The sequence below is a fragment of the Herbaspirillum sp. GW821-FHT09A12 genome (assembly GCF_059418325.1).
Window position 1 is genome coordinate 213,962 of the sequence record NZ_JBWKPR010000005.1, and the last position, 20,012, is coordinate 233,973.

Consider the following 20,012-nt stretch of genomic DNA (forward strand, 5'->3'; position numbering starts at 1 on the left):
GCGTACGTCCAAAATGTCATAATTCCTGCATTTCAAGCCATCCCGGAGCCTGTCCAGATGCCCATGCGCGATACCGCCTTCCTGATCTTCACCGATTGCAGCATGCTCGACTTCACCGGGCCGCTCTCGGCTTTCGACGCCGCCAACCGGGTCGCGGGCAAGCAGCTGTACCGCCTGTCGCTGCTGTCGGAGCCGGGCGGCATGATCCGCAGTTCGGCCGGCGCCTGCATCCAGACCGAACGCATCGGCACAGCCAGTTTCGACACCCTGCTGGTGGCCGGCGGCGGCGCGCCGCGCGAAGGGCTGGTGTCGGAGCAATTGCGCAGCTACATCGTGCGCGCGGCCAAACGCTCGCGCCGCATCGCCGGCGTGTGCACCGGCGCCTTCGTGCTGGCGGCGGCCGGCGTGCTGGATGGCAAGCGCGCCACTACGCACTGGCGCATGGCGGCCAAGCTGCAGAAGATGCATCCCAAGGTGCTGGTTGACAGCGACCGGATTTATTCGCGCGACGGTTCGGTGTGGACCTCGGCCGGCATCTCCGCCGGCATCGACCTGGCGCTGGCCCTGATCGAAGACGACCATGGCGCCGACCTGGCGCGCGCGGTGGCGCGCGAACTGGTGGTCTACCATCGCCGCCCGGGCGGGCAGTCGCAGTTCTCGGCGCTGCAGGAAATGGATGGCGGCAGCGACCGCATCCGCCGCGCGCTCGGCTTCGCGCGCGAGCATCTGCAGCAAGAATTGACGGTGGATGCGCTGGCCGAAGTGGCGTGCCTCTCGCGCCGCCAGTTCGACCGCGCCTTCGCCGCCGAAACCGGCCAGACGCCGGCCAAGGCAATCGAGCAGATGCGCGCTGAGGCTGCCCGCATCCGTATCGAAGAGTCATCCGACTCGCTGGAGCAGATCGCCCGCGCTACCGGCTTTGGCGACGCCGAACGCATGCGGCGCGCTTGCATGCGCTTGTTCGGGCAACCGCCGCAAACGCTGCGCCGGCTGGCGCGAGGGCATGACGAACAAGGCCGCCTGGAAGCGGCGGCCTGAAGCGTTGAAGTCGATGATGCGCGGGATCAGCCCGCCGTCAGCCTGACCCGCGTGATTTCGGAAGGCGCCAGCAGCCGCTTGGGCGGCCCCCAGTAGCCGGTTCCGCGGCTGACGTAAATCCACAGCTGGTGCAGGCGGTTCAGGCCGGCCACATAGGGCTGCTGCAGCGGCACGAAAAAATTCCAGGGAAAGAACTGGCCGCCGTGGGTGTGGCCCGACAGTTGCAGGTCGAAGCCGGCCTCGGCCGCAGCCGCCGCCGAGCGCGGCTGGTGCGCCAGCAGGATGCGCGGACTGCCGGCGGGAGCGTTTTCAATGGCGGCGTGCGGGTCGCTGCGCTGGGCCGGATCGAACTGGTGGGCGGTGAAATCGGTCACGCCGGCCAGCACCAGGCCGGCGCCTTCATGGCTGAGCACCACATGCTCGTTCATCAGCACGGTCAGGCCGAGACGGCGCACTTCTTCTATCCATTCATGCGCGTTCGAGTAGTACTCATGGTTGCCGGTGACGAAATAGGCGCCGTGGCGCGCCTTGATCTGCGCCAACGGTTCGGTATGCGATGCCAGCTGGCGCACGCTGCCGTCGACCAGATCGCCGGTGATGGCCACCACATCGGGCTGCAGCGCATTGACCTTGTCGACGATGGCCTGCAGGTAGGGGCGCTTGATGGTGGGACCGACGTGGATGTCGCTGATCTGCACGATGGTGAAGCCCTCAAGCTGCGGCGGCAGGTTGGCGATGGGCACGCTGACGTTGACCACGGCCGCGGTGCGGCGCGCATTGAGAAAGCCCACTACGGTGGCGGCAGCGGTCAGCGCCAGCACCAGCCAGGCGGTGGCCGCGTCCAGCTGGCGCAGGTGGATGGTGGACAGATCCAGCAGCGGCGCCAGCGCCAGTGCGACTGCGCGCAGCACGGTCAGCAGCAGCGCCGAGGAGAACGCGCCCATGGCCAGCATGCCGGCCCACGCCAGGCGGTCGGCCGCGCCTTCGGCCATGCCGCGCCGCTTCAGGATGGGCGCGAACAGGGCGGCCGGCATCAGCAAGAACGACATGGCCAGCACGACGGCGCCGGCCGCGATCCAGCCGGCGTCTGCAGTCAGCGCGGGCAATAGTTGCCAGCCTATCCATGCATGCAGGGCGGCGAGGATGCCGAGAAACACGAAGACTCCAATATAGGTACGGCGCATGAGGGCTTTCTGGTTGTGGGGGAAAGAGGCCGAAGCCCGGCATCGGGCCGGTCTGCCAGACAAACGCGATCAAACGCGATTAAATACTTGCATCGCCTTGCCGATATGGCGGCCTGATGACAGGTTTTCAACCACATGCAGCGCAAAAACCCCGCAAATCCTTACTGGACATGGCATTGCGGGCAATTCCCCGGATCGGCGGCGCAGAAAAAGTCGGCGCCGGGCATGCAAGATGACGAACAGAGGAGGATAATATTGTCTCGATCCCCGCTTTTTTATTTTGCGCGACCTTGGCGGCCATCGCCGCATCGATCCCATCGATACAAGGACGCGCATGCTTCATTGGAAGATTTATTTTGAGTTCAAGCAAAACCAAGCGCTGGCATGGCAACGTCGAGGCCATCAAGCCTGAATTCCTCAACGGCGTCATCGGACAGATGGCCGCCTATGGCGACCGCGTGCATTTTTCCATGTTCGGTTCGGTGCAAAAGCCGCACTACGAAGTCATCAACAGCTTCGACAAGAAGATGGCCTTCGACGGCAACCATCATCTGCATCGTGCGGAAGACGACGAATTCGGCGCCGGCAACGTCACGCCCATCTTCACGCTGGAGCAGATCAAGCGCATCATCGCCACCGGCGGCAGCGGCGTGCGCAACAGCACGCCGCGTTCGGCGCGCGCGGCCTCGGCCCGCAGCGCCGGCGGCGCCCGCCCGATGACCGCGGCCGCACGCGCGCGCGAAGCCATCGACGGCGAGAAGTACGCCTACTTCAAGGCCAACCGCGAAATGCTGCCGGAAGGCATCAACCAGTACTCGGACGACATCAGCGCGCTGATGTTGAAGGGCATGTCCGCCGAACAGGCGTTCGGGGAAATCATCGAAAAGCATTTCGGCTGATCCGTTTTCGTTCAGCCCCAATGAAAATGGCCGGTGCGATGCACCGGCCATTTTTCATTTCCGGCCCGGCCGGCAACGTCCAGCAACGTCCGGCAGGCCCTGCTCAGTAATACTCGGGCACGATCATGTTGTCCGGCACCGGATGGCGCTCGTAGTCTTCATGGCGCTCGCGCTCCGGCAGGATCACCGGCGAATGCGGCACTTCCTGGTAAGGCATCTGCTGCAGCAGGTGCTGGATACAGTTCAGGCGCGCCTTCTTCTTGTCCACCGCCTGCACCACCCACCACGGCGCCTCCGGGATGTGGGTGCGCTCCAGCATCACTTCCTTGGCCTTGGTGTACTCCTCCCAGCGGCGGCGCGACTCCAGGTCCATCGGGCTCAGCTTCCACTGCTTCAAGGGGTCATGGATACGGGAGAGGAAGCGCAGGTGCTGCTCCTCGTCGGTGATGGAAAACCAGTACTTGATCACCTGGATGCCGGCGCGCGTGAGCATGCGCTCGAACTCCGGCACCGAACGGAAGAATTCCTCGTATTGCTCGTCGTTGCAAAAACCCATGACGCGCTCGACCCCGGCGCGGTTGTACCAGCTGCGGTCGAACAGCACGATCTCGCCGGCGGCCGGCAGGTGCGACACATAGCGCTGGAAATACCATTGCGTACGCTCGCGGTCGTTGGGCGCCGGCAGCGCCGCCACGCGCGCCACCCGCGGGTTGAGGCGCTGGGTGATGCGCTTGATCACGCCGCCCTTGCCGGCCGCGTCGCGGCCTTCGAACACGATCACCACCTTGTGCCCGGTCTTCACCACCCAGTCCTGCAGCTTGACCAGTTCGCCCTGCAGGCGGAACAGTTCGCGGAAGTACTGGCGGCGATACGCCTTCTCGACATCGCCGTGCGCGCTGCCAATCTCGCCGGTCACCGGGTCGACGGTGCGGTCTTCGATTTCCAGCTCCATCTCTTCGTCATAGCTGTCGGCCAGTTCGCGATGAATGCGCTTGACCAGTTCTTCGTTGTCCATTGTTTTCCTTTAAGCAAGATTAAGCCGCCCGGCGGACGTTTCCGTCCACTGTAAAGTGCGTGACAACATACCTGCCGATTATGACCAAGCCGTGACAGCGCCCGCGGGCGCCGGCTGCACGCCCCTGATGCGGTACGGAACCCCCTGATCAAAAATACGCTATAGTCCTTGAAATCGGATTTAGCCTATCAGCATGACACTCACAGAACTCAAATACATCGTGGCGGTGGCCCGCGAAAAGCACTTCGGCCACGCGGCGGAAGCCTGTTTCGTGGCCCAGCCCACGCTGTCGGTCGCCATCAAGAAGCTGGAAGACGAACTGGGCGTGGTGATCTTCGAACGCGGCGGCACCGAGGTATCGGTCACGCCGCTGGGCGCGCAGATCGTGGCGCAGGCCGAACGGGTGCTGGAACAGACCGCGGCCATCAAGGAAATCGCCAACCAGAACAAGGACCCGCTGTCGGGCCCGCTGCGCCTGGGCATCATCTATACCATCGGCCCCTACCTGCTGCCCTCGCTGGTCAAGACCATGATCGAGACCGTGCCGCAGATGCCGCTGATCCTGCAAGAGAATTTCACCACCCGCCTGATCGAGCTGCTGCGCCAGGGCGAACTGGATGCGGCCATCATGGCCCTGCCCTTCCCCGACCACGGCCTGAACGTGCTGCCGCTGTACGACGAGGAATTTGTGGTGGCCCTGCCGCGCCACCACAAATGGGCCGACCGCAAGGCCATCGACGCCCGCGACCTCAAGAGCGAAACCATGCTGTTGCTGGGCAATGGCCATTGCTTCCGCGACCAGGTACTGGAAGTCTGCCCCGAGATGTCGCGCTTCTCGACCAGCGGCGACGGCATCGCCCGCACCTTCGAGGGCTCTTCGCTGGAAACCATCCGCCACATGGTGTCCTCGGGCATCGGCATCACCGTATTGCCCAAGGCTTCCATCACCGACCTCAACGCGCGCGACGGCATGGTGCGCTACGTACCCTTCATCGCGCCGGCGCCATCGCGCCGCGTGGTGATCGCCTGGCGCAAGAGCTTCACCCGCCAGGCAGCGATCGACGCCGTGCAAAAGGCGGTGTTCGCCTGCAACCTCGGCGGCGTGGATATGCTGCACGAGACGGAGCTGGCCGCGGGCTGATTGCGCCATACCTTGGCCTGGCGGACCGTGTACGGGAAAGTATCGGATTCCATTGGTTCCATCAATAACGCCAGCGTCGAAGGAAAAAGCATGTCCGTGATTGCATCCGCAACATTGCGCCGCCTGGCCTGTGCCGCCATGTTCCTGCTGCCGGCGCTCTCCGTGCCGGCCCAGACCGCCACTCTGCGCCTGATCAACGAATACCCGGCCACCTCGGTCACCGCCAGCGCCGACCTGCAGTTCGCGGCCAATGTGGCAAAGCTGTCGAACGGGGCCGTCAACATCGTGACCTTGCAGGAAGCCGCCAACCCCTACAAAGGCAAAGACCAGGTCGCCGCGGTAAGCGCAGGACGGGCCGAGATCGGCACGCTGTTCGCCGGCATCCTGGGCGGCAGCGATTCGTTCTTCCTGCTGTCGTCGCTGCCCTTCGTGGTCGACGACTTCGAGCAGGCGCAAAACCTGTTCTCCTGTACCCGGCCCGAACTGGAGCGCCACCTGGCGGCGCTCAACATGCGCCTGTTGTATGCCACCCCCTGGCCGCCGTCCGGCATCTGGTCGGCCAAGCCCCTGCCGGACCTCGCGGCGCTCCAGGCGCTCAGCATCCGCACCTACGACGACAACAGCCGCGGCGTGTTCCAGCGCATCGGCGCGCAAAGCGTCAATTTGCCGTTCTCGGCGGTGGGCCCCAAACTGACTTCGGGCGAACTCAATGCCGTGCTGTCGTCCGGCGATGGCGGCGCCGGCAATCGCCTGTGGGATTACCTGCCCAACTTCACCGCGGTCAGCTACGCCATTCCGCTCAGCTATACCGTCATCAACAACGATGTCTGGAACCAGCTGACGCCGGCGCAGCAAGCCGCCTTGACGCAAGCGGCCAAGGCCGTCAGCGACGCCAACTGGGCCTCGGTCAAGAACCGCATCCAGGCCAACTATGCGCGCATGAGCGAACACGGCATGACCCTGAATGTGCAGCCGGCCGAGGCGATTCGCCAGGCGCTGCGCCAGGCCGGCCGGGAACAGGCCGACAGCTGGTGGCAGCAAGACGGCAACAGCGCTATCCGCGCGCGCTGCGCAGCGCCGGCCTGACGCCATCGGCGACATGGAAAATTAAGCGACAAGGAGACCCGTATGCCAAGCAAGGAAACCCTGGAAAAATTCATCGCCCGCGTCGAAGCCAACGCCCATGTCGAAGCGGTCGAAGAGTTCTATGCCGAAGACGCCACCATGCAGGAAAATACCGACCCGCCGCGCTTCGGCCGCGATGCCCATGTCGCCAACGAGCGCAAGGTCATGGCGCGTGTGAAGTCGCTCAAATCGAAATGCGTCAGGCCGGTATTCGTCGAGGGCGACAAGGTGGTGATCCGCTGGATTTTCCACTTCGAATGGCTGGACGGCACCGTCACCCACATGGAAGAACTGGCCTACCAGCGCTGGCAAGACGAACGCATCGTCGAAGAGACCTTCTTCTACGACCCCGCGCAGCGCGTGCCGCGCATCGAAGAAAAATACTGAGTCAGACTTCCGATTTGATCGGGTTGCGGATAATGCCGATGCCGGTGATTTCGGTCTCCAGCATGTCTCCCGGCTTGAGGAATTCCGGCGGCGTGCGTGCAAAGCCGACGCCGGACGGCGTGCCGGTGGCGATGATGTCACCCGCCTCCAGTGTCATGCCGCGCGACAGTTCGGCAATGATGCGCGGGATCTTGAAATACATCTGTTGATAACTGGCGTTCTGTTTCTCGACGCCGTTGACGCGGCAGATCACGCGCACGTCATCCAGCTTCACGCCCGCCGCCGTGACGATCCACGGCCCCATCGGCCCGTGACCGTCCAGGCTCTTGCCCTTGAACCATTGGCCACCATGGCGCTTCTGCTGCACTTCGCGCGAAGTCGTATCGTTATAGGCGGCATAGCCGAACACGTAATCCATGGCGTCGGTTTCCGGGATATTGCGACCGCGCCGGCCGATGACAACCGCCAGTTCGGCCTCCCAATCGGTCGTGTTGGAGTTGGTGATGTCATGCGGAATCGGATCGAAAGGCCCGTTCATCGTATGGGTGGCCTTGCTGAAAAACACCGGATGGTCCGGCAATTTCTGCACCACCTTGTCGGCGCGCGCATTCTTTCCTTCCTCGAAATGGTCGAGATAATTCCAGCCGACGCAATAAATATTGCGATCCGGCCGCGGGATCGGCGACATCAGGCGGGCCTGGCTCAAGGGCGGCAAACCGGTGTCCTGCGCCGCGCGGTCAGCCACTGCCTTGACCTGCGCCAAACCGGCATTGCCGCTGGCAACCAGGGCCAGCATCGACGCGCCGTCGAAACCGAGCGCGACATTCTGGCGCTGTGCGGCTTTTTTCAGGTCGACGATGCGGCCATCATCCAGCACCACAATCACCGTGGGCGCGCCACCGGCGATCGTCGCCGTCGCCAGGCGCATGCCGATCTTGCCTGCCAGCGGCGTGACTGCGGGTATTGGCGCTCCATCCTGCGCCTGCGCCAGGTTCTGCCCCATCAACATGCCGCCAACAGCCGCCGAGGCGCCGGCCTTGATCAGATTGCGACGATTCTTGTCCATGCTTGTCTCCTTCGTATGATTTAGTGTTGGCGAATCGCTTCCTTCCAGGATTTCCAGCCCGTTTCACATCCGTTTCAAATGGCTGCAACAGCCCATTGGCGAAAACGGCAACGCTGCCGTCCAGCTCGCCGCCCTCGCACCGGATATTGCGGCTGCATTGGAAGACCGAAAGGAATCCGTCGGCTAAGAGGCATCGATGCGCTGCGTGGTTTGCGGATCGAACCAGTGCAAAAGAGCGGCATCGAAACCGGCCGTCACCGTTTGCCCCATGGCGACATCCGTGCCGGCCGCGCAGCGCACCACCAGGCTCTGGCCGCCGCAGCGCGTGTGCACCAGCAATTCGGCGCCCAGCGCCTCGACCAGCTCGACTTGCAGCGCCAGGCCGGGACGGCCCAGTTGCAGGTGTTCCGGACGGATGCCGAGAATGCGCGCACCGCCGCCGATGCGCTTGGCCGCCGGCAAGTCGAGCGTCGAACCGTCGTCGAAGGTAAAGCGCGTGCCGTCGTCGCCGAGTCTGCCGTTGAGCAGGTTCATCGGCGGCGAGCCGATGAAGCCGGCCACGAAGGTGGTGGCCGGGCGCGCATAGACTTCGGCCGGGGTGCCGATCTGCTCGGCGCGCCCCTTGTGCATGACGATCATGCGCTGGCCCAGCGTCATCGCCTCGACCTGGTCGTGCGTCACGTACAGGCTGGTGGTGCGCAGCGAAGCATGCAGTTTCTGGATCTCCAGCCGCATCTGCACGCGCAGCTTGGCATCGAGGTTGGACAGCGGCTCGTCGAACAGGAATACCGCGGGCTTGCGCACGATGGCGCGGCCCATCGCCACGCGCTGGCGCTGGCCGCCGGAGAGCTGGCGCGGCGTACGCTCCAGCAAGGCGCCCAGCTCGAGGATGGCCGCCGCGCGCTGCACGCGCGCGTCGATCTCGGCCTTGGGCAGGCCGGCGATCTTCAGGCCGTAGGCCATGTTTTCATACACGCTCATGTGCGGATACAGCGCGTAGTTCTGGAACACCATGGCGATGTCGCGCTCCTTGGGCTCCAGTTCGTTGACCACGCGATCGCCGATGACGATCTGGCCGTCGCTGACTTCTTCCAGGCCGGCCACCATGCGCAGCAGCGTGGACTTGCCGCAGCCGGAAGGGCCGACCATGACGATGAATTCGCCGTCGGCGATTTCGGCATCGATGCCGTGGATGACGTCGACCGCCTTGGCGCCGCGGCCGTAGGTCTTGCGGACTTGCTTGAGATGGATCGCTGCCATATTCGCTCTGCGTAAGATTATTTCTCGGAATCGACCAGGCCCTTGACGAACCATTTCTGCATCACCACCACAATCAGCCCGGGCGGCAGCATGGCCAGCATCATGGTGGCCATCACCATGTTCCACTCGACGGCCGAATCGCCGCCCGAGATCAGGGTCTTGATGCCGATGCCGATCGGGTACATGTCCTGTTTCGTGGCGATCATCAGCGGCCACAGGTACTGGTTCCAGCCGTAGATGAACATGATCACGAACAGCGCGATCACATTGGTGCGCGACAGCGGCCACAGCACGTCCTTGAGGAAGAGCAGCGGCCCGGCGCCGTCGATGCGGGCGGCCTCGGCCAGCTCGTCGGGCACGGTCAGGAAGAACTGGCGGAACAGGAAGGTGGCGGTGGCCGAGGCGATCAGCGGCACCGTCAGGCCGGCGTAGCTGTTCAACATGCCGAAATCGGACACCACCTGGTAGGTCGGCGTGATGCGCACTTCCACCGGCAGCATCAGGGTGACGAAGATCATCCAGAAGAACAGGTTGCGGCCGGGGAAGCGGAAATACACGATGGCGAAGGCCGACAGCATGGAGATGGCGATCTTGCCCACGGCGATGATCAGCGCCGTCACCAGGCTGACCCACAGCATGTTGATCACCGGCGGCGCGATGACCTGGCCGGAGGCGCCCTTGAACAGCACGGTGCCGTAGTTGTTGAGCAGCTCGCCGCCGGGCACCAGCGAAATCGGCGACATGGCCGACTGCTCGGCGGTCTGGGTGCTGGCGATGAAGGCGACATAGAGCGGGAACACCACCGCCAGCACGCCCAGAATCAGCACCAGGTGGCTCACCGCATCCAGGATTGGCCGTCTCTCGATCATGTGTATTGGACCTTCTTTTCGACGTATTTGAACTGCACCACGGTCAGCAGGATCACCACCGCCATGAGCACCACCGATTGCGCCGCCGCACTGCCCAGGTCGCCGCCCTTGAAGCCGTCCGAGAACACCTTGTAGACCAGGATCTCGGTGTCCTTGCCGGGGCCGCCGCGGGTGGTGGCCTCGACGATGGCGAAGGTGTCGAAGAAGGCGTAGACCACATTGACCACCAGCAGGAAGAACGTGGTCGGCGAGATCAGCGGGAACACGATGGTGAAGAAGCGCTTGACCGGGCCGGCGCCATCGATGGCGGCCGCTTCGATGAGCGACTTGGGGATCGACTGCAGGCCGGCCAGGAAGAACAGGAAGTTGTAGCTGATCTGCTTCCACACGGCGGCGATCACGATCAGGATCATCGCGTGGCGGCCGTTGATCATATAGTCCCAATCGATGCCGAGCCTGCCCAGCAGGTGCGACAGCACGCCCAGCGAAGGGCTCAGCAGGAACATCCACAGCACCCCCACCACTACCGGCGACACCGCATAGGGCCAGATCAGGAAGGTCTTGTAGATCGACGCGCCGCGGGTGACGCGGTCGGCAAAGACCGCCAGCAACAGCGACAGGGTCATGCCGAAAAAAGCCACCAGCAGGGAAAATACCGCCGTGGTACGGAAGGATTCGAGATAGGTCGGGTCGCCGAACAGGGCGGCGAAGTTGTCCAGCCAGACGAATTCGGAATAGCCGCCGAAGGCGTCCTGCAAGAGAACGGACTGGTACAGCGCCTGCAGCGCCGGCCAGAAGAAGAACAGCAAGGTGACCAGGATCTGCGGTGCGACCAGCAGATACGGCAACCATTTGGATTTGAATCGCGCGCGTTTTTCCACGTTGGTTCAGGCCAGGAAAAAAGGTTCAGGAAAGCGCAAACCGGCGGCGCCGCGCCATCCCATCGGAACGGGCGATGCCGCCGGCCGCGCGTGCGCGATGGGCAGCGCGGCCGGCGGCACAGTCAACGCCGGTATTACTGGTTGCCCTTGTTGGCTCGCTCGAAGCGCGTCAGCAATTCGTCGCCGCGCTTGACGGCCGAGTCCAGCGCGTCCTTCGGGGTCTTCTTGCCGGTCCAGACGTTTTCCAGTTCCTCGTCGAACACGGTGCGGATCTGTGCGTAATTGCCCAGGCGCAGGCCGCGCGACTTCTCGGTGGTCTTGACGATCATCTGCTTGGCCGCGACATCGGTGCCGGGGTTGCGCTCATAGAAACCGGCCTGCTTGGTCAGCTCGTAAGCAGCCTTGGTGACCGGCAGGTAGCCGGTGTCCTGGTGCCACTTGGCCGCCACTTCCGGCTTGGAGAGGTAGGTGAAGAACTTGGCCACGCCCTTGTACTCATCCGCCTTCTTGCCCCCCATCACCCACAGCGAAGCACCGCCGATGACGGTATTTTGCGGCGCGCCCGGCACGTCGTTGTAGTACGGCAGCGCGGCCACGCCGAACTTGAACTTGGCGTTCTTGCGGATATCGGCATACGCGGAGGAGGAGCCGGTGATCATCGCGCACTCGCCGGCATTGAACTTGGCGTTGGCCTCATCCTTGCGGCCGGCATAGGTGAAGTACCCCTGTTTGGCCCAGTTCACCAGGTTTTCGATATGGCGCACGTGCAACGGGCTGTTCATCTTCAGGCGCGCATCGAGGCCGCCGAAGCCATTGTTCTTCGATGCCAGCTCGACGTTGTGCCAGGTTGAAAACGATTCCAAATGCACCCAGGATTGCCAGGTCGTGGTGTATGCGCACGATGCGCCGCTGGCCTTGATCTTGGCGGCCATGCCGACGAATTCCTGCCAGGTCACGGGCGGCTTCTCTGGATCGAGGCCGGCCTTGGCGAACATGTCCTTGTTGTAGAACATGATGGTGGTGGAGCTGTTGAACGGGAAGGACATCATGCCCTTGGACGTGGAGTAGTAACCCGCCACCGCCGGCACATAGGCATTCTGGTCGAACTTCTCGCCGGCCTGGTGCATGACTTCATACACCGGCTTGACCGCGCCGCGGGCGTAGATCATGGTGGCGGTGCCGACCTCGAATACCTGCAGGATGTCGGGCGCATTGCCGGCGCGGTAGGCAGCGATGGCGGCAGCCATCGATTCGTCGTAGGTACCCTTGTAGACCGGAACCACCTTGTAGTCGGACTGGCTCTTGTTGAAGTCATCGGCCAGGGCATTGACGCGTTCGCCCAGGGCACCGGTCATCGAATGCCACCAGGAAATTTCGGTTGCGGCATGGGCGGAAGAGGCGATCGTCGCCAGCAAGCCTGTCGCGACCAGTGTTTTGAATTTCATCAGAGACCTCCAGAAAAGGGGTTTTGATGCTAACAATGCTCCATGACAGCCGCGTTACATTAACGGGAGTCCCTTCCCGGCGCAAAGAAAAACGATGCCGCTATGCAGCAGAAAATGATCAATAAGATATTTTCTTCAACAATTTTCTGCCCGGCGGGCATCCGCTGTCAGCCGCACGTCAGCCCACCAGCCCGGCAGCAGTCGCCGCGGCAGCGATTTATAATGCGGCTTTCCTTTTCCGGACCAGGCATGAACAGGCTCAAGCTTTACGCGCTGCTGGTGCGCGCGCACAAACCCATCGGTATCCTGCTGCTGCTGTGGCCCACGCTGATCGCCCTGTGGCTGGCCTCGGGCGGCGTTCCCGCGCTGGGCGTGCTGGCCATCTACGTGGTCGGCACCGCGCTGATGCGCTCGGCCGGCTGCGCCATCAACGACTACGCCGACCGCGACTTCGACCGTTTTGTGAAACGCACCGAGCAACGCCCGCTGACCGCCGGCAAGATCAAGTCGTGGGAAGCGCTGATGGTGGCCGGCGTGCTGGCCTTGGTGTCGTTCCTGCTGATCCTGCCGCTCAACGCGCTGACCAAGCAGTTGTCGGTCGCCGCGCTCATCATCGCCGCCACCTACCCCTACTTCAAGCGTTTCTTCGCGATCCCGCAGGCTTACCTGGGCATCGCCTTCGGCTTCGGCATTCCCATGGGCTTCGCCACGGTGACCGGCGAGGTGCCGCCAGCGGCCTGGGTGCTGCTGGTCGCCAATGTATTCTGGGCGGTGGCCTACGACACCGAATACGCCATGGTCGACCGCGACGACGACCTCAAGATCGGCATCAAGACCTCCGCCATCACCTTCGGCCGCCATGACGTGCTGGCGGTGATGCTGTGCTACGCCGTCGCCCTGGCCCTGATCTGGGCGGTAGGCCTGCAGTACGGCATGGGCCTGTGGTTCTCGGCCGGCATGCTGGTCGCCTGCGGCTTCGCCATCTATCACTACACGCTGATCCGCGAGCGCGACCGCATGCGCTGCTTCGCCGCCTTCAACAACAACAACTGGCTGGGCTCGGCAATCTTCGCCGGCGTGGCGCTGGATTACCTGCTGCGCTGACAACGCAAGCGGATTGACGATAACGAGGAGACAAGATGGAAGCAGAATTCTGGCTGGAACGCTGGCGCGAGGGACGCACCCATTTTCACCAGTCGCGCGTGACGCCGCTGCTGCAGAAATACTGGCCGACGCTGGCGCTGCCGGCCGGCAGCACGGTGCTGGCGCCGCTATGCGGCAAGTCGCTGGACATGCTGTGGCTGGCCGAGCAAGGCCACAAGGTGCTGGGCGTGGAACTGTCGCAGCTGGCGGTCGAACAATTCTTCGCCGAAAACCAACTGTCGCCGCAAGTACGCGAATCCGCGCAAGGAACCCATTACTCGGCCGGCGCCATCGAAATCATCTGCGGCGACATCTTCAAGCTCGATGATGCGACCCTGGCCAACTGCGCCAGCGCCTACGACCGCGCAGCGCTGATCGCGCTGCCGCCGGAAATGCGCGCACGTTACGCAGAACAAGTCTACGGCCGCCTGCCGACCGGCGCGCGCAGCATCCTGATCACCCTGGAATATGCCCAGGAGCAAATGGATGGGCCGCCGTTTTCGGTGCCGGAAAAGGAAGTCCAAGAGATTTACGCCTCTCATACGGAAGCGCAGGCAATCGACCGCCGCGACATCCTGGAAAAGGAACCCAAGTTCATCGAGCGCGGCTTGAAAAAGCTGGATACGGTGGTGTACCGGTTGCAGCGCAAGGACTAAGTACAGCGCGGCGAAACGACGGCGATAGCGATCAAAAACACCGAAGCCGTAGGCGAGCAGCAAGCAACGCAATGCCGAAGGCGAGCCGGACAAGAAGTCCGCTTCTGACCAGCCGCTGGAGTCACCGAAAAAATGGATCAGCAAGGCAGTCGGAGCGTAGCGACTCTGCCTTGCCCATTTTTTCGGCGACTCCAGCGGGAACCCCGAAGGGGCTGGGCGGTAGCGGTCGCCTTTCTTTGCTTACTTTCTTTGGCGAAGCAAAGAAAGTGAGCGGCTGCCGGGCCGCCCCCGGCGCTCCCCTCCGACCGAAGAAAGAAAAGACTAAAGCCAGTACACCAACAAGCAGCAAGACCAGACTACCCAGCGCCGCCCGACATCTATCTAATACGGCGCAGTAAATTAAAACATCACACTTCAGCAGTAGTCCGAACCACAGTCACCCGACTGATCAAAAACTCCCCATCCACCACCACCCGAAACGGCGTCCCGGCAACATTGAAACCAGGCCCCCCATCATCGTCCCACACCTGCGCCAGCGCATCGAACTCGCGCGGACTCAACTGCAGCATCTGGGCGCTGATGACAAAGGTCGCCCCCACCTTCTGCTTCCTGACGATCTCTTCAAGCTTGGCCATGACAATTCCTGAACGGTTCAGCGCGGCGGCAGCAAGGCCATCACATTGACCGGCTTGCCGTTGCGGCGGATTTCGAAATACAGCTTCACCTTGCTGGTGTCGCTGTTGCCCATCGCGGCGATCTGCTGGCCGCGCGTGACCATCTGGCCTTCCTTGACCGCGATGCTCTTGTTATGCGCATAGACCGACAGCAGCGCAGGCGTGTGCTTGATGATCACCATGTTGCCATAGCCGCGGATGCCGTGGCCGGCGTAGGTCACCTTGCCGGCGGCGGCCGCCACCACCGCCTGGCCATCGCTGCCGGCGATGTCGATGCCCTTCTTGTAGCTGTCGCTGCTGGGCGCCGACTTGCCCTGCGTAGGCCAGATCCAGTCAAGCTTGGCATCGGCCGGCGCCGGGGCATCGTCATCGCCGCCCTGGCCCGCCGCTTTGGCCGCGGGCCTGGCGGCCGGCGTGGCCTTGCGCGCCGGGGCCGGCGATGCGCCGCGGCTGGTCTGGCCGGCGCCGGTGCGCGCCACAATCCCGGTCGGCGGTTTCACCAGGATGCGCTGGCCGACTTCCAGGTCGTTGGGATTGCGCAGACGATTCCAGGCAGCCAGGTTGGACGGATTCTGGTCGAAGTCGCGGCCGATGCTATAGAGGGTGTCGCCGCGGCGCACGGTGTAATAACCGTCGCCGTCGGCGGTCGAGGCGCAACCTGCCAGCAGCAGCGCGCCCGCCAGCGGCAGCGCCGCAACGATGCTTGCAGTTCTCTTCATCAGGCCTTGCCGAATTCGTCGCCGAGTTCCTTGCTGCGGGCGGCGGCGGCCTTGAGCGCGGTGACGATGGAATCCTTGACGCCGGCCTGCTCCATCGAGACCAGCGCGGCGTAAGTGGTGCCGCCCTTGGAGGTTACGCGTTCCCGCAAGGTGGCGACCGGTTCGTCGGAGCGGCGCGCCAACTCGGTCGCGCCTTCGAACGTGGCCTTGGCCAGTTGCATGCCCTCGGCCGGCGACAGGCCCAGTTCCACGGCCGCCTTTTCCATCGCTTCAAGAAAGTAGAAGACATAGGCCGGACCGCTGCCGGAAATCGCGGTGACCGCGTCGAGCTGCTCTTCGGACGACACCCACAGCGTCTCGCCGACCGCCTTGAGGATGGAATCGGCCTGGGCGCGCTGCAATGTCGACACTTCCTGCTTGGCCGCCACCCCGGTGATGCCGCGGCCGATCAGCGCCGGCGTGTTGGGCATGGCGCGCACGACAGCCTGGTGGCCATCCAGCCAGCGCGACATGTCGGCAATGCGGATGCCGGCGGCAATGCTCAGCACCAGCTGCGCGCCGATGAAGGGTTTCAGGGTAGCCATCACGTCATGGATCTGCTGCGGCTTGACCGCCAGCACCACCACGTCGCTGGCGGCGAGCGTGCCATCGATGGCGGTGGCGGTAGTGACGCCGAACTTGCTCCGCAGCGCTTGCAGCGAGTCGGCATTGAGGTCCACCACGTGGATATTCTGCGGCTCTGCCACCTTGCCGACCAATCCGCCGATCAAGGCGGTTGCCATGTTGCCGCCACCAATAAACGCTATCTTCACTTCCACTCCTTGTGTCGTCGCCGTAAAGCGCTGTTCCAATAAAAAAGATGCAGGTCCCCCGCTCGGGGCCCTTACATGTAGTTGCGCGCGCCGAAGATGGCGCTGCCGATACGCACGATGGTCGCCCCCTCGGCCACCGCCGCTTCCAGGTCCGCCGACATGCCCATCGACAGCGTATCCAGCGGCAAGCCATCGGCGCGCAGCGATTGATACAAGCCGCGCACCGCAGCGAAGGCCGCACGCTGGCGCGCGACGTCGGCGCTGGGCTCGGGAATCGCCATCAGCCCGCGCAGCGCCAGGTTGGGCAATGCCGCCACCTGCGCCGCGACCGCGGGCAGTTGTTCCGGCGCCAGGCCGCTCTTGCTTGGCTCGCCGCTGATGTTGACCTGCAGACAAATGTTGAGCGCCCCCAGTTCCGGCGGGCGCTGTTCCGACAGCCGGCGGGCGATCTTTTCACGGTCCACCGAATGCACCCAGTCGAAGCTCTCGGCGATGGAACGGGTCTTATTGCTCTGGATGGGGCCGATGAAGTGCCATTGCAACCGCGCCGCCGGCGCCAGCGCTTTCATCGCGGCGATCTTCTCCAGCGCTTCCTGCAGATAATTCTCCCCGAAGGCCTGCTGCCCGGCCCGCACCGCTTCCATCACCGCATCGGCGCCGAAGGTCTTGGAGACGGCCAGCAATTGTATCGATGACGAAGCGCGGTGCGCGCGTTCCGCGGAGACTGCGATCTGATATTGCACGTGTTGCAAGTTTTTGGCGATTGGCGACATAATCCGGTGCCGGGAGGGGCTCGGCTGCGGGGAATATAAATAGATTGCTCAGTGCTTTCCTTGCAAGGATTATAAATGGACATTGCCGGACTACTGGCATTTGGCGTCAGAAACCAGGCTTCCGACCTGCATCTGTCGGCCGGCTTGCCGCCCATGCTGCGCGTGCATGGCGACATCCGCCGCATCAATCTCAGCCCCCTGTCCGACGAGCTGCTGCAGGCGATGCTGCTGTCGCTGATGAATGACGAACAGCGGCGCGCCTACGCCGAACAGCTGGAATGCGACTTCTCCTTCCAGCACCAGAACCTGGGGCGGTTCCGCATCAATGCCTTCCGGCAACAGCGCGGCGCGGCCATCGCCATCCGCCATATCCCGCAACAGATCCCCACCCTGGACAGCGCCGGCGCACCGGCCATCTGCGCCGACCTGGCAGCGCGCCCGCGCGGGCTGGTGCTGGTGACCGGCCCGACCGGTTCGGGCAAGAGCACCACGCTCGCCGCCATGGTCAACCACATCAACGAGCATCGCGCGGCTCATATCCTCACCATCGAAGACCCGATCGAGTTCGTCCACGAACCGCGCCGTTCGCTGGTCAGCCAGCGCGAGGTCGGCGCGCATACGCATTCCTTCGCCAATGCGCTGCGGGCGGCGCTGCGCGAGGATCCCGATGTATTGCTGGTGGGCGAGCTGCGCGACGCCGAAACCATCCGCCTGGCGCTGACCGCCGCCGAAACCGGCCATCTGGTATTCGGCACGCTGCACACCGCCTCGGCCGCCAAGACCGTGGACCGCATCGTCGACGCCTTCCCCGCCGGCGACAAGGAAAGCGCGCGCGCCATGCTGGCCGAATCGCTGCAGGCGGTGATTTCGCAAACGCTGCTCAAGACGCTCGACGGCAACGGCCGAGTGGCGGCGCACGAGATCATGCTGTGCACCCCGGCGATCCGCAACCTGATCCGCGAAGGCAAGACCGCGCAAATGTATTCGGCGATCCAGACCGCCACCGGCATCGGCATGCAAACCCTGGAAGGCAGCATGGGCGAACTGGTGCACCGCGAGCGCATCTCGCTGGAAACGGCCCGCTGCCATGCCCGCTCGCCCGATTATTTCCCGTTATGAAAAATGGGTTCACGCTAAAATAGCGCCCAGGAAAGACTCAGGGGCCGCCATGACAACCGTCTACGAATTCCAGCCGAAGCTGGCTGACGATACCGAATTCCCGCTGGAACAGCTGCGCGGGAAGGTAATGCTGATCGCCAATACCGCCAGCAAGTGCGGCTTCACGCCCCAATACAACGGGCTGGAACACATCCACCGCCAGTTCAAGGAGCGCGGGCTGGCGGTGATGGCCTTTCCCTGCAACCAGTTCGGTTCGCAGGAACCGGGCAACGCCGAGGAAATCGGCGCCTTCTGCGAAAAAAACTACGGCGTGAGCTTTCCGCTGTTCGCCAAGATCGACGTCAATGGCGGCGATGCCGCGCCGCTGTTCAAGTTCCTGAAAAAGGAAGCCCCTGGCCTGCTGGGCAGCAAGGCGATCAAATGGAATTTCACCAAGTTCTTGGTGCGCAAGGACGGCAGCGTCTACAAGCGCTACGCGCCGCAGACCCGCCCCGAGGAAATGGTGTCCGACATTGAGAAGCTGCTGGCCGAATAAGCGCAATAGGCACAATAAGCACAACAAGCGCGCCAGCGCGCCTCAGACGGGCTGGCGATAAGTGCCTGCGCCATGCGGCGCGGCCGCGAATTCGGGCAGTTGCTCGGTAGCCGCCGACAGCGCCGCCAACGCCGGGTAGCGTGCAGCGGGCACGACATCCGGCACCATCTTCTGCGTGAATTGCCAGGCTACCGCCGTCGTCAGCGCGGCCTGGTCGATGGTGGCGCTGGCGACTGCGGCCTTTTGCTTTTCAAAGACCGCTTCCAGCGCGTCATAAGCGGCCAGCAACTGGCCCGACACGCGCACCAGCCAGGGCTGGTGCAGCTTCTCGGCCGGACGCAGCTTATGTTCGTAAATGATCTGCACGCTTTTCTCGCAGGCCGCCATGGCCAGGCCGGTCACGCGCAGCGAGCGCTGCAGGCCGGGAATATCGGACGGCACCAGGCTGCGCCCCGAGACCGCGGCCGACAGCGCCTCGGCGTATTCCAGGATCAGGGTGGAATCCATCAGCACCTCGCCATCGTCGCAAATCAGCGTCGGCGCCTTGACCACCGGGTTGATGTCACGGAACTGGTCGAAGGTGCGGAAAACCGACACCGACTGGTGCTCGAACGGCAAGCCAAGAAGTTGCAAGGAAATCGCGACGCGGCGCACGAAGGGCGAATCGAGCATGCCTATCAGTTGCATGGAACACTCCAAAGAGGGAAAAAAACCGGAGTGGCGATGTTACTGCATGCCGGCCAGCTTGTGCTGGATGGGCGCTGTGTGCGGCCATGGCTACCGGCCGCGATTAAAGCCCTTGATCAGTTCTTGGTCTGGTCGACCAATTTCACGGAGTCCGTTCGGGCTGAGCAGGCCCGCCAGGGCCGTATCGAAGCCAGCGTACCAGCGTTACCGGTCTTGCCTGCCCTTCGATACGCTGCTGCGCAGCTACTCAGGGCGAACGGTGTCTGGACTGCACAAAAAAAATGCCGTTCAGCGTTTAACTGAACGGCATTAACGCCGAAGCGTCTTTCTCTTTTGTACCTATTGGTCTTGATCCAAGGCAGGCTGGCCGGGGTTTCGCGAAGCACTGCTTCGCGCCGGCCTGCCCAGGACGCGCTTGCAAGCGCGTCCTGCCATGATGCTACCGATCGCGACTAGAGCCGGTATTAGTTCTTGGTCTGGTCGACCAATTTGTTAGCCTTGATCCAGGGCATCATGGCGCGCAACTTCTCGCCCACAACTTCAATCTGGTGCTCGGCATTGATGCGGCGACGCGACAGCAAGGT

Annotated in this window: 21 protein-coding genes and 1 pseudogene; 9 read left to right on the top strand and 13 right to left on the bottom strand. The window is 63.4% G+C overall.

What is annotated here, in order from left to right; translation table 11 throughout:
- Positions 1-63: 63 nt before the first annotated feature.
- Positions 64-1,038 carry a GlxA family transcriptional regulator gene (locus AC07N6_RS14530; protein WP_494783801.1) on the top strand — a complete coding sequence of 325 codons (975 nt, stop codon included), beginning with the start codon at positions 64-66 and terminating at the stop codon, positions 1,036-1,038.
- A gap of 26 nt (positions 1,039-1,064) precedes the next feature.
- Here AC07N6_RS14530 and AC07N6_RS14535 read toward each other — a convergent pair whose 3' ends face one another.
- Entirely contained in the window at positions 1,065-2,222 is a 1,158-nt protein-coding gene (locus tag AC07N6_RS14535) for a metallophosphoesterase (protein WP_494783800.1), read from the bottom strand.
- A gap of 356 nt (positions 2,223-2,578) precedes the next feature.
- On the opposite strand from AC07N6_RS14535, the gene AC07N6_RS14540 reads away from it, so the two are divergent.
- Positions 2,579-3,121, top strand: a complete 543-nt coding sequence (locus AC07N6_RS14540) for a hypothetical protein (protein ID WP_494783799.1) — start codon at positions 2,579-2,581, stop codon at positions 3,119-3,121.
- Positions 3,122-3,224: 103 nt separating this feature from the next.
- Here the strand turns inward: AC07N6_RS14540 and ppk2 are convergent, their stop codons facing one another.
- Positions 3,225-4,136 (bottom strand): polyphosphate kinase 2, encoded by a 912-nt coding sequence (gene ppk2 / locus AC07N6_RS14545; protein WP_494783798.1) that lies wholly within the window; start codon positions 4,134-4,136, stop codon positions 3,225-3,227.
- A gap of 193 nt (positions 4,137-4,329) precedes the next feature.
- On the opposite strand from ppk2, the gene AC07N6_RS14550 reads away from it, so the two are divergent.
- The 3 genes from AC07N6_RS14550 (at position 4,330) to AC07N6_RS14560 (ending at position 6,789) form a co-directional block, all read left to right on the top strand.
- Positions 4,330-5,277, top strand: a complete 948-nt coding sequence (locus AC07N6_RS14550; protein WP_494783797.1) for a LysR substrate-binding domain-containing protein — start codon at positions 4,330-4,332, stop codon at positions 5,275-5,277.
- Between the two features lie 90 nt (positions 5,278-5,367).
- The gene (locus AC07N6_RS14555) at positions 5,368-6,363 is read left to right on the top strand and encodes a TRAP transporter substrate-binding protein (protein WP_494783796.1); all 996 of its coding nucleotides are present in this window, start codon (positions 5,368-5,370) and stop codon (positions 6,361-6,363) included.
- Positions 6,364-6,405: 42 nt separating this feature from the next.
- Positions 6,406-6,789, top strand: a complete 384-nt coding sequence (locus AC07N6_RS14560) for a nuclear transport factor 2 family protein (RefSeq protein ID WP_494783795.1) — start codon at positions 6,406-6,408, stop codon at positions 6,787-6,789.
- Between the two features lies 1 nt (position 6,790).
- Here AC07N6_RS14560 and AC07N6_RS14565 read toward each other — a convergent pair whose 3' ends face one another.
- From AC07N6_RS14565 to ugpB, 5 genes are all read right to left on the bottom strand, one after another.
- Positions 6,791-7,855 carry a fumarylacetoacetate hydrolase family protein gene (locus tag AC07N6_RS14565; RefSeq protein ID WP_494783794.1) on the bottom strand — a complete coding sequence of 355 codons (1,065 nt, stop codon included), beginning with the start codon at positions 7,853-7,855 and terminating at the stop codon, positions 6,791-6,793.
- 183 nt (positions 7,856-8,038) lie between these two features.
- Complete coding sequence (locus AC07N6_RS14570; protein WP_494783793.1) at positions 8,039-9,115, bottom strand: sn-glycerol-3-phosphate import ATP-binding protein UgpC; 1,077 nt, start codon at positions 9,113-9,115, stop codon at positions 8,039-8,041.
- 17 nt (positions 9,116-9,132) lie between these two features.
- A complete protein-coding gene (gene ugpE / locus AC07N6_RS14575) occupies positions 9,133-9,984 on the bottom strand; it encodes a sn-glycerol-3-phosphate ABC transporter permease UgpE (protein WP_494783792.1) in 852 nt (283 codons plus the stop codon).
- A complete protein-coding gene (gene ugpA, locus AC07N6_RS14580; protein WP_494783791.1) occupies positions 9,981-10,865 on the bottom strand; it encodes a sn-glycerol-3-phosphate ABC transporter permease UgpA in 885 nt (294 codons plus the stop codon). The genes ugpE and ugpA overlap by 4 nt, the downstream gene beginning before the upstream one ends.
- Positions 10,866-10,999: 134 nt before the next feature.
- Entirely contained in the window at positions 11,000-12,310 is a 1,311-nt protein-coding gene (ugpB, locus tag AC07N6_RS14585) for a sn-glycerol-3-phosphate ABC transporter substrate-binding protein UgpB (RefSeq protein ID WP_494783790.1), read from the bottom strand.
- Positions 12,311-12,559: 249 nt separating this feature from the next.
- Here ugpB and ubiA point away from each other — a divergent pair, with 249 nt between their 5' ends.
- Together ubiA and AC07N6_RS14595 are read left to right on the top strand one after the other, a co-directional pair.
- On the top strand, positions 12,560-13,414 hold the full coding sequence (ubiA, locus tag AC07N6_RS14590; RefSeq protein ID WP_494783789.1) for a 4-hydroxybenzoate octaprenyltransferase: 855 nt from the start codon (positions 12,560-12,562) through the stop codon (positions 13,412-13,414).
- Between the two features lie 35 nt (positions 13,415-13,449).
- The gene (locus AC07N6_RS14595) at positions 13,450-14,109 is read left to right on the top strand and encodes a thiopurine S-methyltransferase (RefSeq protein ID WP_494783788.1); all 660 of its coding nucleotides are present in this window, start codon (positions 13,450-13,452) and stop codon (positions 14,107-14,109) included.
- A 407-nt stretch (positions 14,110-14,516) separates the two neighbouring features.
- Here AC07N6_RS14595 and AC07N6_RS14600 read toward each other — a convergent pair whose 3' ends face one another.
- The 4 genes from AC07N6_RS14600 to AC07N6_RS14615 form a co-directional block, all read right to left on the bottom strand.
- Positions 14,517-14,744, bottom strand: a complete 228-nt coding sequence (locus tag AC07N6_RS14600) for a hypothetical protein (RefSeq protein ID WP_494783787.1) — start codon at positions 14,742-14,744, stop codon at positions 14,517-14,519.
- A gap of 17 nt (positions 14,745-14,761) precedes the next feature.
- Positions 14,762-15,502: a peptidoglycan DD-metalloendopeptidase family protein gene (locus AC07N6_RS14605; RefSeq protein WP_494783786.1), complete on the bottom strand. Its 741-nt coding sequence runs from the start codon at positions 15,500-15,502 to the stop codon at positions 14,762-14,764.
- Positions 15,502-16,314 carry a pyrroline-5-carboxylate reductase gene (proC, locus tag AC07N6_RS14610; RefSeq protein WP_494783785.1) on the bottom strand — a complete coding sequence of 271 codons (813 nt, stop codon included), beginning with the start codon at positions 16,312-16,314 and terminating at the stop codon, positions 15,502-15,504. Before proC ends, AC07N6_RS14605 begins: the two co-directional genes overlap by 1 nt.
- A gap of 71 nt (positions 16,315-16,385) precedes the next feature.
- Positions 16,386-17,087 (bottom strand): YggS family pyridoxal phosphate-dependent enzyme, encoded by a 702-nt coding sequence (locus AC07N6_RS14615; RefSeq protein ID WP_494783784.1) that lies wholly within the window; start codon positions 17,085-17,087, stop codon positions 16,386-16,388.
- 75 nt (positions 17,088-17,162) lie between these two features.
- On the opposite strand from AC07N6_RS14615, the gene AC07N6_RS14620 reads away from it, so the two are divergent.
- Together AC07N6_RS14620 and AC07N6_RS14625 are read left to right on the top strand one after the other, a co-directional pair.
- Positions 17,163-18,206 (top strand): type IV pilus twitching motility protein PilT, encoded by a 1,044-nt coding sequence (locus AC07N6_RS14620; protein ID WP_494783783.1) that lies wholly within the window; start codon positions 17,163-17,165, stop codon positions 18,204-18,206.
- 49 nt (positions 18,207-18,255) lie between these two features.
- Positions 18,256-18,741: a glutathione peroxidase gene (locus tag AC07N6_RS14625; RefSeq protein ID WP_494783782.1), complete on the top strand. Its 486-nt coding sequence runs from the start codon at positions 18,256-18,258 to the stop codon at positions 18,739-18,741.
- A 42-nt stretch (positions 18,742-18,783) separates the two neighbouring features.
- Here AC07N6_RS14625 and AC07N6_RS14630 read toward each other — a convergent pair whose 3' ends face one another.
- Positions 18,784-19,428, bottom strand: a complete 645-nt coding sequence (locus AC07N6_RS14630) for a glutathione S-transferase (RefSeq protein WP_494783781.1) — start codon at positions 19,426-19,428, stop codon at positions 18,784-18,786.
- A gap of 464 nt (positions 19,429-19,892) precedes the next feature.
- A pseudogene (locus AC07N6_RS14635) lies at positions 19,893-20,012 on the bottom strand (ketol-acid reductoisomerase); the annotation flags it as partial.

Coding starts and splice junctions, on each gene's coding strand:
- AC07N6_RS14530 (WP_494783801.1), top strand. CDS start 64: ATGCGCGATACCGCCTTCCTGATCTTCACCGATTGCAGCATGCTCGAC.
- AC07N6_RS14535 (WP_494783800.1), bottom strand. CDS start 2,222: ATGCGCCGTACCTATATTGGAGTCTTCGTGTTTCTCGGCATCCTCGCC.
- ppk2 (WP_494783798.1), bottom strand. CDS start 4,136: ATGGACAACGAAGAACTGGTCAAGCGCATTCATCGCGAACTGGCCGAC.
- AC07N6_RS14550 (WP_494783797.1), top strand. CDS start 4,330: ATGACACTCACAGAACTCAAATACATCGTGGCGGTGGCCCGCGAAAAG.
- AC07N6_RS14555 (WP_494783796.1), top strand. CDS start 5,368: ATGTCCGTGATTGCATCCGCAACATTGCGCCGCCTGGCCTGTGCCGCC.
- AC07N6_RS14560 (WP_494783795.1), top strand. CDS start 6,406: ATGCCAAGCAAGGAAACCCTGGAAAAATTCATCGCCCGCGTCGAAGCC.
- AC07N6_RS14565 (WP_494783794.1), bottom strand. CDS start 7,855: ATGGACAAGAATCGTCGCAATCTGATCAAGGCCGGCGCCTCGGCGGCT.
- AC07N6_RS14570 (WP_494783793.1), bottom strand. CDS start 9,115: ATGGCAGCGATCCATCTCAAGCAAGTCCGCAAGACCTACGGCCGCGGC.
- ugpE (WP_494783792.1), bottom strand. CDS start 9,984: ATGATCGAGAGACGGCCAATCCTGGATGCGGTGAGCCACCTGGTGCTG.
- ugpB (WP_494783790.1), bottom strand. CDS start 12,310: ATGAAATTCAAAACACTGGTCGCGACAGGCTTGCTGGCGACGATCGCC.
- ubiA (WP_494783789.1), top strand. CDS start 12,560: ATGAACAGGCTCAAGCTTTACGCGCTGCTGGTGCGCGCGCACAAACCC.
- AC07N6_RS14595 (WP_494783788.1), top strand. CDS start 13,450: ATGGAAGCAGAATTCTGGCTGGAACGCTGGCGCGAGGGACGCACCCAT.
- AC07N6_RS14600 (WP_494783787.1), bottom strand. CDS start 14,744: ATGGCCAAGCTTGAAGAGATCGTCAGGAAGCAGAAGGTGGGGGCGACC.
- AC07N6_RS14605 (WP_494783786.1), bottom strand. CDS start 15,502: ATGAAGAGAACTGCAAGCATCGTTGCGGCGCTGCCGCTGGCGGGCGCG.
- AC07N6_RS14615 (WP_494783784.1), bottom strand. CDS start 17,087: ATGTCGCCAATCGCCAAAAACTTGCAACACGTGCAATATCAGATCGCA.
- AC07N6_RS14620 (WP_494783783.1), top strand. CDS start 17,163: ATGGACATTGCCGGACTACTGGCATTTGGCGTCAGAAACCAGGCTTCC.
- AC07N6_RS14625 (WP_494783782.1), top strand. CDS start 18,256: ATGACAACCGTCTACGAATTCCAGCCGAAGCTGGCTGACGATACCGAA.
- AC07N6_RS14630 (WP_494783781.1), bottom strand. CDS start 19,428: ATGCAACTGATAGGCATGCTCGATTCGCCCTTCGTGCGCCGCGTCGCG.